The sequence below is a fragment of the Pseudomonas guariconensis genome (assembly GCF_024127895.1).
In the GTDB taxonomy this organism is placed as follows: domain Bacteria; phylum Pseudomonadota; class Gammaproteobacteria; order Pseudomonadales; family Pseudomonadaceae; genus Aquipseudomonas; species Aquipseudomonas guariconensis_B.
On the sequence record NZ_JAMYBK010000002.1, the window covers coordinates 16680 to 30130 of the forward strand.

General features: G+C 61.3%; 14 protein-coding genes. All 14 read left to right on the forward strand.

Going from position 1 to position 13451, the window contains the following annotated elements; translation table 11 throughout:
- The first annotated feature begins 6 nt into the window (after window positions 1–6).
- The 14 genes from NJF35_RS02620 (at window position 7) to glmS (ending at window position 13334) form a co-directional block, all read left to right on the forward strand.
- Window positions 7–798 (forward strand): ParA family protein, encoded by a 792-nt coding sequence (locus NJF35_RS02620; protein WP_253080403.1) that lies wholly within the window; start codon window positions 7–9, stop codon window positions 796–798.
- Between the two features lie 9 nt (window positions 799–807).
- Complete coding sequence (locus tag NJF35_RS02625; RefSeq protein ID WP_253080402.1) at window positions 808–1680, forward strand: ParB/RepB/Spo0J family partition protein; 873 nt, start codon at window positions 808–810, stop codon at window positions 1678–1680.
- 149 nt (window positions 1681–1829) lie between these two features.
- Window positions 1830–2237: a F0F1 ATP synthase subunit I gene (locus NJF35_RS02630; RefSeq protein WP_084855261.1), complete on the forward strand. Its 408-nt coding sequence runs from the start codon at window positions 1830–1832 to the stop codon at window positions 2235–2237.
- Between the two features lie 16 nt (window positions 2238–2253).
- Window positions 2254–3123: a F0F1 ATP synthase subunit A gene (gene atpB, locus NJF35_RS02635; RefSeq protein WP_225786839.1), complete on the forward strand. Its 870-nt coding sequence runs from the start codon at window positions 2254–2256 to the stop codon at window positions 3121–3123.
- Between the two features lie 143 nt (window positions 3124–3266).
- Window positions 3267–3524 (forward strand): F0F1 ATP synthase subunit C, encoded by a 258-nt coding sequence (gene atpE, locus NJF35_RS02640; protein ID WP_003097235.1) that lies wholly within the window; start codon window positions 3267–3269, stop codon window positions 3522–3524.
- A gap of 57 nt (window positions 3525–3581) precedes the next feature.
- The gene (locus NJF35_RS02645) at window positions 3582–4052 is read left to right on the forward strand and encodes a F0F1 ATP synthase subunit B (RefSeq protein WP_225786838.1); all 471 of its coding nucleotides are present in this window, start codon (window positions 3582–3584) and stop codon (window positions 4050–4052) included.
- A 12-nt stretch (window positions 4053–4064) separates the two neighbouring features.
- Entirely contained in the window at window positions 4065–4601 is a 537-nt protein-coding gene (locus NJF35_RS02650) for a F0F1 ATP synthase subunit delta (RefSeq protein WP_225786837.1), read from the forward strand.
- A 21-nt stretch (window positions 4602–4622) separates the two neighbouring features.
- Entirely contained in the window at window positions 4623–6167 is a 1545-nt protein-coding gene (atpA, locus tag NJF35_RS02655; RefSeq protein ID WP_253080400.1) for a F0F1 ATP synthase subunit alpha, read from the forward strand.
- A gap of 49 nt (window positions 6168–6216) precedes the next feature.
- Window positions 6217–7077 carry a F0F1 ATP synthase subunit gamma gene (gene atpG / locus NJF35_RS02660; RefSeq protein WP_225786835.1) on the forward strand — a complete coding sequence of 287 codons (861 nt, stop codon included), beginning with the start codon at window positions 6217–6219 and terminating at the stop codon, window positions 7075–7077.
- A 27-nt stretch (window positions 7078–7104) separates the two neighbouring features.
- The gene (atpD, locus tag NJF35_RS02665; protein WP_225786834.1) at window positions 7105–8481 is read left to right on the forward strand and encodes a F0F1 ATP synthase subunit beta; all 1377 of its coding nucleotides are present in this window, start codon (window positions 7105–7107) and stop codon (window positions 8479–8481) included.
- Window positions 8482–8525: 44 nt separating this feature from the next.
- Window positions 8526–8951, forward strand: a complete 426-nt coding sequence (locus NJF35_RS02670) for a F0F1 ATP synthase subunit epsilon (RefSeq protein ID WP_225786833.1) — start codon at window positions 8526–8528, stop codon at window positions 8949–8951.
- Window positions 8952–9067: 116 nt separating this feature from the next.
- Window positions 9068–10435: a bifunctional UDP-N-acetylglucosamine diphosphorylase/glucosamine-1-phosphate N-acetyltransferase GlmU gene (gene glmU / locus NJF35_RS02675; protein WP_225786832.1), complete on the forward strand. Its 1368-nt coding sequence runs from the start codon at window positions 9068–9070 to the stop codon at window positions 10433–10435.
- 284 nt (window positions 10436–10719) lie between these two features.
- A complete protein-coding gene (locus tag NJF35_RS02680) occupies window positions 10720–11496 on the forward strand; it encodes a DeoR/GlpR family DNA-binding transcription regulator (protein WP_225786831.1) in 777 nt (258 codons plus the stop codon).
- A gap of 2 nt (window positions 11497–11498) precedes the next feature.
- Window positions 11499–13334: a glutamine--fructose-6-phosphate transaminase (isomerizing) gene (gene glmS / locus NJF35_RS02685; RefSeq protein ID WP_225786830.1), complete on the forward strand. Its 1836-nt coding sequence runs from the start codon at window positions 11499–11501 to the stop codon at window positions 13332–13334.
- The last annotated feature ends 117 nt before the right edge of the window (window positions 13335–13451 follow it).

The following is a 13451-nucleotide window of genomic DNA, read 5'->3' on the forward strand; positions in this document are numbered from 1 at the left end:
GCAACAATGGCTAAGGTATTCGCAATCGCGAACCAGAAAGGTGGTGTGGGCAAGACCACCACCTGCATCAATCTCGCCGCATCGCTGGCCGCGACCAAGCGTCGTGTGCTGCTGATCGACCTCGATCCACAGGGCAACGCCACCATGGGCAGTGGCGTGGACAAGCACGTCCTGGAACATTCGGTCTATGACCTGCTGATCGGGGAATGCGACCTGGCCCAGGCCATGCACTACTCCGAGCACGGTGGCTTCCAGTTGCTGCCGGCCAACCGCGACCTGACCGCCGCGGAAGTGGTGCTGCTGGAGATGCAGATGAAGGAGAGCCGCCTGCGCAACGCGCTGGCGCCGATCCGCGACAACTACGACTTCATCCTCATCGACTGCCCGCCCTCGCTGTCGATGCTGACCCTCAACGCTTTGGTCGCCTCCGATGGCGTGATCATCCCGATGCAGTGCGAGTACTACGCACTGGAAGGTCTCAGCGACCTTGTGGATAACATCAAGCGCATCGCTGCCCGGCTGAATCCGGAGCTGAAGATCGAAGGCCTGCTGCGGACCATGTACGATCCGCGCCTGAGCCTGAACAACGATGTCTCGGCCCAACTCAAGGAACACTTCGGCGACCGCCTGTACGACACGGTCATCCCGCGTAACATCCGCCTGGCCGAGGCGCCGAGTTTCGGCATGCCGGCCCTGGCGTACGACAAGCAATCGCGTGGCGCGCTGGCCTATCTGGCCCTGGCTGGGGAACTGGTGCGCCGTCAACGCCGTCAATCACGCACTGCACAAACAACTTAAGGAATCCGCATGGCCATCAAGAAACGGGGTCTCGGACGTGGGTTGGATGCACTGCTCAGTGGTCCTTCCGTCACCGTGCTCGAAGAGCAGGCGGTGAAGATCGACCAGAAGGAACTGCAACACCTGCCGGTCGAACTGATCCAGCGTGGCAAGTATCAGCCGCGCCGCGACATGGACCCCGAAGCGCTGGAGGAACTGGCGCACTCGATTCGCAACCAGGGCGTGATGCAACCGATCGTGGTCCGTCCGATCGGCGAGAACCGCTACGAGATCATCGCCGGCGAACGTCGCTGGCGCGCCACCCAGCAAGCCGGCCTGGACACCATCCCGGCCATGGTCCGCGAGGTGCCGGACGAAGCCGCCATCGCCATGGCGCTGATCGAGAACATTCAGCGCGAAGACCTCAACCCGCTGGAAGAGGCCCTGGCGCTGCAGCGCCTGCAGCAGGAGTTCGAACTGACCCAGCAGCAGGTGGCCGATGCCGTGGGCAAGTCGCGGGTGACCGTGGCCAACCTGCTGCGCCTGATCTCGCTGCCGGAAGCGATCAAGACCATGCTGGCCCATGGCGACCTGGAAATGGGGCATGCGCGTGCACTGCTGGGCCTTGAGGAAGATCGCCAGGAAGAGGGGGCGCGACATGTTGTCGCACGCGGCCTCACCGTGCGCCAAACCGAGGCACTGGTGCGCCAGTGGCTCAATGGAAAATCCGACCCGGTGGAACCGGCCAAACCTGACCCGGATATCGCACGCCTTGAACAGCGTCTCGCAGAGCGCCTGGGCTCGGCGGTGCAGATCCGTCACGGCAACAAGGGCAAGGGCCAGTTGGTAATTCGCTACAACTCGCTAGATGAGTTGCAGGGCGTCCTTGCTCACATCCGCTGAAACAATTCCCGTTGTAGCGCGCAGTCGGAAATCACTACCCAATAGTTGAATAGGGGTTAATCCACCCCTATACTCTGCGCGCATTTTGTCGGCACAAATTATGCCAAGTCGTTGCTGACTTGACAGTCGACTTTCGAGGAGCAGTTGTGATGGAAATCCGCACGCCAAACCGCTTGCCTTTCCATCGCTGGGCGGTTTTTCCGGTACTGCTGGCTCAATGTATCGTGTTTCTGCTGGCAACGCTGGTGTTGTGGCAGTGGCAAGGCGCGGTCAGTGGATATTCCGGCCTCTGTGGAGGTCTGATTGCCTGGCTGCCCAATGTGTATTTCGCCTGGAAGGCTTTTCGCTATAGCGGGGCCCGGGCAGCGCAGGCCATCGTCAAGTCGTTCTACGCAGGCGAGGCAGGCAAATTGATTTTGACGGCAGTGCTGTTCGCACTGACCTTCGCAGGAGTGAAGCCATTGGCGCCGCTAGCAGTATTCGGCGTCTTCCTGCTGACCCTACTGGTCAGCTGGTTCGCGCCCCTGCTGATGAATAAAAGACTTTCGAGACCTTAGGGCGTTTGAGGCAACCATGGCAGCAGAAACCGCTTCGGGCTATATCCAGCACCACTTGCAGAACCTGACCTACGGTCAACTACCAGACGGCAGCTGGGGCTTCGCCCATTCGGCTGCGGAAGCCAAGGCAATGGGCTTCTGGGCGTTCCACCTGGACACCCTGGGTTGGTCCGTCGCGCTGGGTCTGATCTTCCTGTTCATCTTCCGCATGGCGGCCAAGAAGGCCACTTCCGGCCAGCCTGGCGGCCTGCAGAACTTCGTCGAAGTGCTGGTGGACTTCGTCAACGGCAGCGTGAAGGACTCCTTCCACGGCCGTAGCCCGGTGATCGCCCCGCTGGCGCTGACCATCTTCGTCTGGGTGTTCCTGATGAACGCCATCGACCTGGTACCGGTCGACTGGATCCCGCAGCTGGCGATCCTGTTCTCGGGCGATCCGCACATCCCGTTCCGTGCCGTATCGACCACCGACCCGAACGCGACCCTGGCCATGGCCTTCTGCGTGTTCGCCCTGATCATCTTCTACAGCATCAAGGTCAAGGGCCTGGGCGGCTTCATCGGCGAGCTGACCCTGCATCCGTTCGGTAGCAAGAACATCTTCGTCCAGATCCTGCTGATCCCGGTGAACTTCCTGCTGGAATTCGTCACCCTGATCGCCAAGCCGATCTCCCTGGCACTGCGTCTGTTCGGCAACATGTATGCCGGCGAGCTGGTGTTCATCCTGATCGCCGTGATGTTCGGCGCCGGCATCCTCTGGCTCAGCGGCCTGGGTGTGGTGCTGCAGTGGGCGTGGGCCGTGTTCCACATCCTGATCATCACCCTGCAAGCCTTCATCTTCATGATGCTCACCATCGTCTACCTGTCGATGGCTCACGAAGATAACCATTAAGACCGCCTGGCGTGTCTGATAGCCTTCCCTGCCCGTTTGGGGGGAGGGCTGAAAAAGTCCGCAAGGGCAGTTGTACCAAACGATTTGTTTTACCGCTTCAAACTAAAAACCTAACCAATACGACGTAAAAGTCGGGAGGAAAGATGGAAACTGTAGTTGGTCTTACCGCTATCGCTGTTGCTCTGCTGATCGGTCTGGGTGCTCTGGGCACCGCCATTGGTTTCGGCCTGCTGGGCGGCAAGTTCCTGGAAGGTGCTGCTCGTCAGCCTGAGATGGTCCCGATGCTGCAGGTCAAGATGTTCATCGTCGCCGGTCTGCTCGACGCCGTTACCATGATCGGTGTTGGTATCGCTCTGTTCTTCACCTTCGCAAACCCCTTCGTTGGTCAGATCGCCGGCTAATCACTCGTTGCCACGAGTTGATTGGTGTGATGGACAAAGACCGAGCGAGGTGTTGGCGTGAACATTAATGCAACCCTGATTGGCCAATCCGTTGCTTTCTTGATTTTTGTGCTGTTCTGCATGAAGTTCGTATGGCCTCCGGTCATCAACGCCCTGCAGGAACGCCAGAAGAAGATTGCCGACGGCTTGGACGCTGCCAACCGCGCAGCTCGCGACCTGGAGCTGGCCCAAGAAAAAGCGGGTCAGCAACTGCGTGAAGCGAAGGCACAGGCAGCCGAAATCATTGAGCAGGCCAAGAAGCGCGCTGCTCAGCTTGTCGAGGAAGCCCGTGATCAGGCCCGCGTCGAAGCTGACCGTGTGAAGGCTCAGGCTCAAGCCGAGATCGAACAGGAACTCAACAGCGTCAAGGACGCCCTGCGTGCCCAAGTGGGTGCCCTGGCTGTCGGCGGTGCTGAAAAGATCCTTGGCGCCACAATCGATCAAAACGCGCATGCGGAGCTGGTTGACAAACTGGCCGCTGAAATTTAAGCGAGGGCGATCATGGCAGAACTGACCACGTTGGCCCGACCTTACGCTAAGGCTGCCTTTGAGCATGCCCAGGCCCATCAGCAACTGGCCAATTGGTCAGCCATGCTCGGCCTGGCTGCTGCGGTGTCGCAAGACGACACCATGCAGCGCCTGCTCAAGGCCCCGCGACTGACAAGCGCAGAAAAGGCCGCCGCATTCATTGAAGTGTGCGGTGACAAGTTCGACGCTCAGGCACAGAATTTCATTCATGTTGCCGCGGAAAACGAACGTCTCCTGCTGTTGCCGGAGATTTCGGAATTGTTCGAGCTGTACAAGGCCGAGCAAGAGAAATCCGTGGACGTGGAAGTCACCAGTGCTTTTGCGTTGAACCAAGAACAGCAAGACAAACTCGCCAAGGTTCTCAGTGCACGGCTCAGCCGGGAAGTACGCCTGCACGCGTCGGAGGATGCCAGCCTGATCGGCGGCGTCGTCATCCGCGCCGGCGACCTGGTAATCGATGGCTCGGTTCGCGGCAAGATCGCGAAACTGGCCGAAGCATTGAAATCTTGAGTTTGAAGGGGCAGCAGAGCAATGCAGCAACTCAATCCTTCCGAAATTAGTGAAATCATCAAGGGTCGCATCGAGAAGCTCGATGTCGGCTCCCAAGCCCGCAACGAAGGTACCGTTGTCAGCGTTTCCGACGGTATCGTGCGGATCCACGGCCTGGCCGACGCCATGTACGGCGAAATGATCGAGTTCCCGGGCGGCGTCTATGGCATGGCACTGAACCTGGAGCAGGACTCCGTCGGTGCCGTTGTCCTGGGGGCGTACACCACCCTGGCCGAAGGCATGAGCGCCAAGTGCACCGGTCGCATCCTGGAAGTGCCGGTCGGCAAGGAACTGCTGGGTCGCGTCGTCGACGCGCTGGGCAATCCGATCGATGGCAAAGGTCCGCTGAACAACACCGAGACCGATGCGGTCGAGAAGGTCGCACCGGGCGTTATCTGGCGTAAATCGGTAGACCAGCCTGTCCAGACTGGCTACAAATCGGTCGACGCCATGATCCCGGTTGGCCGTGGCCAGCGTGAGCTGATCATCGGTGACCGTCAGATCGGCAAGACCGCCATGGCGGTCGACGCGATCATCAACCAGAAAGACAGCGGCATCTTCTGCGTCTACGTGGCCGTTGGCCAGAAGCAGTCGACCATCGCCAACGTCGTGCGCAAGCTGGAAGAAAACGGCGCCCTGGCCAACACCATCGTGGTTGCCGCCAGTGCTTCGGAATCCGCCGCGCTGCAGTTCCTGGCCCCGTACGCCGGCTGCACCATGGGCGAATACTTCCGTGACCGCGGCGAAGACGCGCTGATCGTATACGATGACCTGTCCAAGCAGGCCGTTGCCTACCGTCAGATCTCCCTGCTGCTGCGCCGTCCGCCAGGACGCGAAGCGTACCCGGGCGACGTGTTCTATCTCCACTCCCGTCTGCTGGAGCGTGCTTCGCGCGTTTCCGAAGAATACGTCGAGAAGTTCACCAACGGCGCAGTCACTGGCAAGACCGGTTCCCTGACCGCCCTGCCGATCATCGAAACCCAGGCTGGCGACGTTTCCGCGTTCGTTCCGACCAACGTGATCTCCATCACCGACGGTCAGATCTTCCTGGAATCGGCCATGTTCAACTCGGGCATCCGTCCTGCAGTGAACGCCGGTGTTTCGGTATCCCGTGTAGGTGGTGCCGCTCAGACCAAGATCATCAAGAAGCTGTCCGGTGGTATCCGTACCGCCCTGGCCCAGTATCGTGAACTGGCTGCATTCGCCCAGTTCGCATCGGACCTGGACGAAGCGACCCGCAAGCAGCTGGAGCATGGTCAGCGCGTTACCGAGCTGATGAAGCAGAAGCAGTACGCTCCGATGTCCATCGCGGACATGGCGCTGTCGCTGTACGCCGCTGAGCGTGGCTTCCTGACCGACGTCGAAATCGCCAAGATCGGCAGCTTCGAGCAAGCGCTGATCGCCTACTTCAACCGTGATCACGCCGACCTGATGGCCAAGATCAACGTGAAGGGTGACTTCAACGACGAAATCGACGCTGGCATCAAGGCTGGTATCGAGAAGTTCAAGGCCACCCAGACCTGGTAAGCCGCAGCGGGGGCTTCTGGCCCCCGCTTGCTAACCTGATAGGTGATACATGGCAGGCGCAAAAGAGATTCGCAGTAAGATTGCGAGCATCAAAAGCACGCAAAAAATTACCAGCGCCATGGAGAAAGTGGCGGTCAGCAAGATGCGCAAGGCACAACTGCGCATGGCTGCTAGCCGTCCCTATGCGGAGCGTATCCGCCAGGTGATCGGTCATCTGGCCAACGCCAACCCGGAATACCGCCACCCGTTCATGGTCGAGCGCGACATCAAGCGCGTCGGCTATATCGTGGTGAGCAGTGACCGTGGTCTGTGCGGTGGCTTGAACACCAACCTGTTCAAGGCCCTGGTCAAGGACATGACCGCCAACCGCGAGCAGGGCGTCGAAATCGACCTGTGCGTGATCGGTAGCAAGGGTGCGGCATTCTTCCGCAACTTCGGCGGCAACGTCGTAGCCGCGATCAGCCACCTGGGCGAAGAGCCATCGATCAACGATCTGATCGGCTCCGTCAAGGTCATGCTGGACGCCTACCTGGACGGCCGCATCGATCGCCTCTCCGTGGTGTCGAACAAGTTCATCAATACCATGACGCAACAACCGACGGTCGAGCAGTTGGTACCGTTGGTGGCAACCCCGGATCAGGAGCTCAAGCACCACTGGGACTACCTCTACGAACCCGACGCCAAGGAGCTGCTGGACGGCCTGATGGTGCGTTACGTGGAGTCGCAGGTCTACCAGGCGGTGGTCGAGAACAACGCAGCCGAGCAGGCTGCCCGGATGATCGCCATGAAGAACGCCACAGACAACGCCGGTAACCTGATCAGCGACCTCCAGCTGATCTACAACAAGGCGCGTCAGGCTGCGATCACCCAGGAGATCTCGGAAATCGTCGGCGGCGCTGCCGCGGTTTAACGGTTCAAATATTCAGAGGATCCAGCTATGAGTAGCGGACGTATCGTTCAAATCATCGGCGCCGTCATCGACGTGGAATTCCCACGCGACGTCGTGCCGAGTGTCTACAACGCGCTGAAAGTACAAGGCGCGGAAACCACCCTGGAAGTCCAGCAGCAGCTGGGCGACGGCGTGGTTCGTACCATTGCGATGGGCTCGACCGAAGGTCTGAAGCGCGGTCTGGATGTCGTCGACACCGGCGCCGCCATCTCCGTACCGGTCGGCAAGGCGACCCTGGGCCGTATCATGGACGTCCTGGGCAACCCGATCGACGAAGCCGGCCCGATCGGCGAAGAAGAGCGCTGGGGTATCCACCGCGCCGCGCCTTCCTTCGCTGACCAGGCAGGCGGCAACGACCTGCTGGAAACCGGCATCAAGGTAATCGACCTGGTCTGCCCGTTCGCCAAGGGCGGTAAGGTTGGCCTGTTCGGTGGTGCCGGCGTCGGCAAGACCGTCAACATGATGGAACTGATCCGTAACATCGCCATCGAGCACAGCGGTTATTCCGTGTTCGCCGGTGTGGGTGAGCGTACTCGTGAGGGTAACGACTTCTACCACGAGATGAAGGACTCCAACGTTCTGGACAAGGTTGCCCTGGTCTACGGCCAGATGAACGAGCCACCAGGAAACCGTCTGCGCGTTGCCCTGACCGGCCTGACCATGGCCGAGAAGTTCCGTGACGAAGGTAACGACGTTCTGCTGTTCGTCGACAACATCTACCGTTACACCCTGGCCGGTACCGAAGTATCCGCACTGCTGGGCCGTATGCCTTCGGCAGTAGGTTACCAGCCGACCCTGGCCGAAGAGATGGGCGTTCTGCAGGAGCGCATCACCTCCACCAAGGAAGGCTCGATCACCTCGATCCAGGCCGTATACGTACCTGCGGACGACCTGACCGACCCGTCGCCGGCGACCACCTTCGCCCACCTTGACGCCACCGTCGTACTGTCCCGTGACATCGCCTCCCTGGGTATCTACCCGGCGGTCGACCCACTGGACTCGACTTCCCGTCAGCTGGACCCGAACGTGATCGGCAACGAGCACTACGAGACCGCTCGTGGCGTTCAGTATGTTCTGCAGCGCTACAAGGAGCTGAAGGACATCATCGCGATCCTGGGTATGGACGAACTGTCCGAGAGCGACAAGCAACTGGTAGCCCGTGCTCGTAAGATCCAGCGCTTCCTGTCGCAGCCGTTCTTCGTGGCCGAGGTCTTCACCGGCTCGCCAGGCAAGTACGTTTCCCTGAAAGACACCATCGCTGGCTTCAGCGGCATCCTCAAAGGTGACTACGACCACCTGCCAGAACAAGCGTTCTACATGGTCGGCAGCATCGACGAAGCGATCGAGAAAGCCAAGAAACTGTAATCCCGGCGCCCCGCAAGGGGCGCTAATCAGGTTGAGGCAAGCAGATGGCTATGACAGTCCATTGCGATATCGTCAGCGCGGAAGGAGAGATCTTCTCCGGTCTGGTCGAGATGGTGGTTGCGCACGGCAACCTGGGCGATCTGGGTATCGCTCCAGGCCACGCGCCGCTGATCACCAATCTGAAGCCAGGTCCGATCACGCTGACCAAGCAGGGTGGCGATCGCGAGGTGTTCTACATCTCCGGTGGTTTCCTCGAAGTGCAGCCGAACATGGTCAAGGTACTCGCCGATACCGTGCAACGTGCCGCCGACCTGGACGAAGCCTCCGCTCAGGAAGCCGTCAAGGCTGCTGAGAAGGCCCTGCATGAAAAAGGCGCGGATTTCGACTACAGTGCCGCCGCCGCACGCCTGGCCGAGGCCGCAGCCCAGCTGCGCACCGTCCAGCAGATCCGCAAGAAGTTCGGCGGCTGATACCGCAGGCTTCAGGCAGATTGAGAAAAAGGGTAGCCATCGGCTACCCTTTTTCTTTTTTCGTCACCCCACAAAGCCGGTCATGTCACTGACCGCCCAGGATTGGTAGCCAGTCAATGTCTCTCGATATCGTTATTCTCGCCGCAGGCCAAGGGACTCGCATGCGTTCGGCGTTGCCCAAGGTACTGCACCCCGTCGCTGGCAATTCCATGCTTGGCCATGTTATCCACAGCGCACGCCAGCTGCAGCCCAAGGGCATCCATGTGGTCATCGGCCACGGTGCCGAGCAGGTGCGAGAGCGCCTGGCCGCCGACGACCTGAACTTCGTCATGCAGGACAAGCAGCTCGGTACTGGCCACGCCGTGGCGCAGGCCCTGCCGGCGCTGAGTGCCGAGACGGTGCTGGTGCTCTACGGCGATGTGCCGCTGATCGAGGTCGATACCCTGCAGCGCCTGCTGGCCAAGGTCAGCGACACGCAACTGGGGTTGCTCACCGTCAACCTCGACGACCCGACCGGCTATGGCCGCATCGTGCGCGACGGCCAGGGCCAGGTGGCAGCGATCGTCGAGCACAAGGATGCCAGCGAAGCGCAGAAGGCGATCAAGGAAGGCAATACCGGCATCCTCGCCGTGCCTGCCGCACGCCTGGCCGACTGGCTGGGGCGGTTGTCCAACGACAACGCCCAGGGTGAGTATTACCTGACCGACGTGATCGCCATGGCCGTAGGCGACGGGCTGGTGGTCGCCACCGAGCAGCCCCATGACCCGATGGAAGTGCAGGGGGCCAACGATCGCCGCCAGCTTTCCGAGCTCGAGCGCCATTACCAGTTGCGCGAAGGCCGACGCCTGATGGCTCAGGGCGTGACCCTGCGCGATCCGGCACGTTTCGATGTACGCGGTGAGGTGACGGTCGGCCGCGACGTGCTGATCGACATCAACGTGATCCTCGAAGGCAAGGTGGTGATCGAGGACGATGTGCAGATCGGCCCTAACTGCGTGATCAAGGACAGCACCCTGCGCAAGGGCGTGGTGGTCAAGGCCAACAGCCACATCGAAGGTGCCGTGCTGGGCGAGGGCAGCGATGCCGGCCCGTTCGCCCGCCTGCGTCCGGGCAGCGTGCTGGAAGCCAAGGCCCACGTGGGTAACTTCGTCGAGCTGAAGAACGCACACCTGGGCGAGGGCGCCAAGGCCGGCCACCTGACCTACCTGGGCGATGCCGAGGTCGGTGCGCGCACCAACATCGGTGCCGGCACCATCACCTGCAACTACGACGGTGCCAACAAGTTCAAGACGGTCATGGGCGAGGATGTGTTCATCGGTTCGAACAACTCGCTGGTGGCACCTGTGGAAATCAAGGATGGCGCCACGACTGCCGCGGGTTCCACCATCACCCAGGCTGTCGAGGCCGGGCAGCTGGCTGTGGCCCGTGCACGACAGCGTAATATCGAAGGCTGGAAGCGGCCGGAGAAGATCAAGAAGAACTGACAGTTATCCACAGGCGCCTCAATGCAAAGCCGACTTATGTGAATAAGTCGGTTTTTTGTTGGCCTTTCGACCGCTTCGCGGGCAAGCCCGCTCCCACACAGGCTCCGAGCCAATCGCAAATGATGCGGTGTGCAGCGTCTTGTGGGAGCGGGCTTGCCCGCGAAGAAGCCGACGCGGTCGAAAAATTATCCACAACCTACATTCTGATGCATTCGCCTTGACGAAACTGCTTTCTTGGGTTTTGATTGCGATCATTATCTTTCGAATCGAAACTTAAATCTGTCATGTCGAAACGAAACACGCCTCAACGCCGTCACAACATCCTGGCCTTGCTCAACGAGCAGGGCGAGGTGAGTGTGGATGCCCTGGCCAAGCGTTTCGAAACCTCGGAAGTGACCATCCGCAAGGACCTCGCCGCCCTCGAAGCCAACGGCCTGTTGCTGCGCCGCTACGGTGGCGCGGTCACCGTTCCGCAGGAAATGCTCGTCGAAACCGTGCAGCCGGTATCGCGCTACAAGCAAGCGATCGCCAAGGCGGCGGTGGGGCGTATCCGCGAGCATGCACGCATCATCATCGACAGCGGCAGCACCACCGCCGCGATGATCCCGGAACTGGGCCGGCAACCTGGCCTGGTGGTGATGACCAACTCCCTGAACGTGGCCCGTGCCATCAGCGAGCTGGAGCACGAGCCGGTGCTGTTGATGACCGGCGGTACCTGGGACCCGCATTCCGAATCCTTCCAAGGCCAGGTCGCCGAGCAGGTACTACGCTCATACGATTTCGACCAGTTGTTCATCGGTGCCGATGGCATCGACCTCAACCGCGGCACCACCACCTTCAACGAATTGCTCGGCCTCAGCCGGGTGATGGCGGAAGTTGCCCGGGAAGTGATCGTCATGGTCGAGTCGGACAAGGTCGGGCGCAAGATCCCCAACCTCGAGCTGCCCTGGAGCAGCGTCAACACCCTGATTACAGACGAACGCCTGCCGATGGAGGCACGCGAACAGATTCAAGCCCGCGGCATCAACCTGATCTGCGCCGCGATCAGCCAGGAGCAATAACCATGTGTGGAATCGTCGGTGCCGTAGCCGAGCGCAATGTCACAGCCATCCTCATCGAGGGCCTCAAGCGTCTGGAATACCGTGGGTACGACAGCGCCGGCCTGGCCGTTCTCACCCCGCAGGGCCAACTGGAGCGGCGTCGCCGCATCGGCAAGGTCAGCGAACTGGAGGCCGCCCTGGCCGCCGAGCCCCTGGCCGGCCAGCTGGGCATCGCCCATACCCGCTGGGCCACCCATGGCGCGCCGAGCGAGAACAATGCCCACCCGCACTTCTCCGGCCACGAGGTGGCGGTGGTGCACAACGGCATCATCGAGAACCACGAGGCCCTGCGCGAGGAGCTCAAGGGCCAGGGTTACGTCTTCGCCTCGGAAACCGATACCGAGGTCATCGTCCACCTGATCCACCACACCCTCAAGAGCGTCGCGGACCTGGCCGATGCACTCAAGGCCGCGGTCAAGCGCCTGCACGGCGCCTATGGCCTGGCGCTGATCAGCACGCAGCAGCCGGACCGCCTGGTCGCCGCGCGCAGTGGCAGCCCGCTGGTGATCGGCCTGGGTCACGGCGAGAACTTCCTCGCGTCCGACCAGTTGGCCCTGCGCCAGGTCACCGACCGTTTCATGTACCTGGAAGAAGGCGACATCGCCGAGATCCGTCGTGACCAGGTGAGCGTCTGGGACCAGGCTGGCCACAAGGTCCAGCGCGAAATCGTGCAGTACCACGAAGGCGCCGAGGCGGCGGACAAGGGCGCCTATCGCCACTTCATGCTCAAGGAGATCCATGAGCAGCCGACCGTGGTCCAGCGCACCCTGGAAGGCCGCCTGGGCAAGGACCATGTCATGGTCCAGGCCTTCGGCCCGCAGGCTGCCGAACTGTTCGCCAAGGTCCGCAATGTACAGATCGTCGCCTGCGGCACCAGCTACCACGCTGGCATGGTCGCCCGTTACTGGCTGGAAGGCTTGGCCGGCATCCCGTGCCAGGTGGAAGTGGCCAGCGAGTTCCGTTACCGCAAGGTGGTGGTGCAACCGGACACCCTGTTCGTCTCCATCTCCCAGTCGGGCGAGACCGCCGACACCCTGGCTGCCCTGCGTAATGCCAAGGAGCTGGGGTTTCTCGGCAGCCTGGCGATCTGCAACGTCGGCATCAGCTCGCTGGTGCGCGAGTCCGACCTGACCCTGCTGACCCTGGCAGGCCCCGAGATCGGCGTGGCCTCGACCAAGGCCTTCACCACCCAGCTGGTGTCGCTGATGCTGCTGACCCTGGCCCTGGGCCAGGTGCGTGGCAGCCTGGCCGCCGGCGTCGAGGCCGAGTTGGTGGAAGAGCTGCGTCGCCTACCGGCACGCCTGGGCGAGGCACTGGCGATGGACGGTATCGTCGAGAAGACCGCCGAGCTGTTCGCCGACAAGCACCACACTCTGTTCCTCGGCCGTGGTGCGCAGTACCCGGTGGCGATGGAGGGCGCGCTCAAGCTCAAGGAGATCTCCTACATCCACGCCGAGGCCTACCCGGCCGGTGAGCTCAAGCATGGCCCGCTGGCGCTGGTGGACAGCGACATGCCGGTGGTCACCGTGGCGCCGAACAACGAACTGCTGGAAAAGCTCAAGTCCAACCTGCAGGAAGTGCGCGCCCGGGGTGGTGAGCTGGTGGTGTTCGCCGACGAGCAGTCGGGCATGAGCAACGGCGAAGGTACCCATGTGATCAAGGTGCCACACATCGTCGATGCCCTGGCACCGATCCTCTACACCATTCCGCTGCAGCTGTTGTCGTACTATGTGGCGGTGCTCAAGGGCACTGACGTTGACCAGCCGCGTAACCTGGCCAAGTCGGTGACGGTGGAGTAACGGGGTAGGGAAGGCGTGGTGGTGGTTTTAGAGAGTTAAAACTGCCGCTGAGCCATAAAAACTGTCGCAGCAGGAGGTGAGCCCACCTGGCCTCCCTCCTGTAGCGCTCGTCTCTTA

Excerpts from the sequence above, each read along its gene's own strand:
- NJF35_RS02620 (WP_253080403.1), top strand. The coding sequence starts at position 7 with ATGGCTAAGGTATTCGCAATCGCGAACCAGAAAGGTGGTGTGGGCAAG.
- NJF35_RS02625 (WP_253080402.1), top strand. The coding sequence starts at position 808 with ATGGCCATCAAGAAACGGGGTCTCGGACGTGGGTTGGATGCACTGCTC.
- NJF35_RS02630 (WP_084855261.1), top strand. The coding sequence starts at position 1,830 with ATGGAAATCCGCACGCCAAACCGCTTGCCTTTCCATCGCTGGGCGGTT.
- atpB (WP_225786839.1), top strand. The coding sequence starts at position 2,254 with ATGGCAGCAGAAACCGCTTCGGGCTATATCCAGCACCACTTGCAGAAC.
- atpE (WP_003097235.1), top strand. The coding sequence starts at position 3,267 with ATGGAAACTGTAGTTGGTCTTACCGCTATCGCTGTTGCTCTGCTGATC.
- NJF35_RS02650 (WP_225786837.1), top strand. The coding sequence starts at position 4,065 with ATGGCAGAACTGACCACGTTGGCCCGACCTTACGCTAAGGCTGCCTTT.
- atpA (WP_253080400.1), top strand. The coding sequence starts at position 4,623 with ATGCAGCAACTCAATCCTTCCGAAATTAGTGAAATCATCAAGGGTCGC.
- atpG (WP_225786835.1), top strand. The coding sequence starts at position 6,217 with ATGGCAGGCGCAAAAGAGATTCGCAGTAAGATTGCGAGCATCAAAAGC.
- atpD (WP_225786834.1), top strand. The coding sequence starts at position 7,105 with ATGAGTAGCGGACGTATCGTTCAAATCATCGGCGCCGTCATCGACGTG.
- NJF35_RS02670 (WP_225786833.1), top strand. The coding sequence starts at position 8,526 with ATGGCTATGACAGTCCATTGCGATATCGTCAGCGCGGAAGGAGAGATC.
- glmU (WP_225786832.1), top strand. The coding sequence starts at position 9,068 with ATGTCTCTCGATATCGTTATTCTCGCCGCAGGCCAAGGGACTCGCATG.
- NJF35_RS02680 (WP_225786831.1), top strand. The coding sequence starts at position 10,720 with ATGTCGAAACGAAACACGCCTCAACGCCGTCACAACATCCTGGCCTTG.
- glmS (WP_225786830.1), top strand. The coding sequence starts at position 11,499 with ATGTGTGGAATCGTCGGTGCCGTAGCCGAGCGCAATGTCACAGCCATC.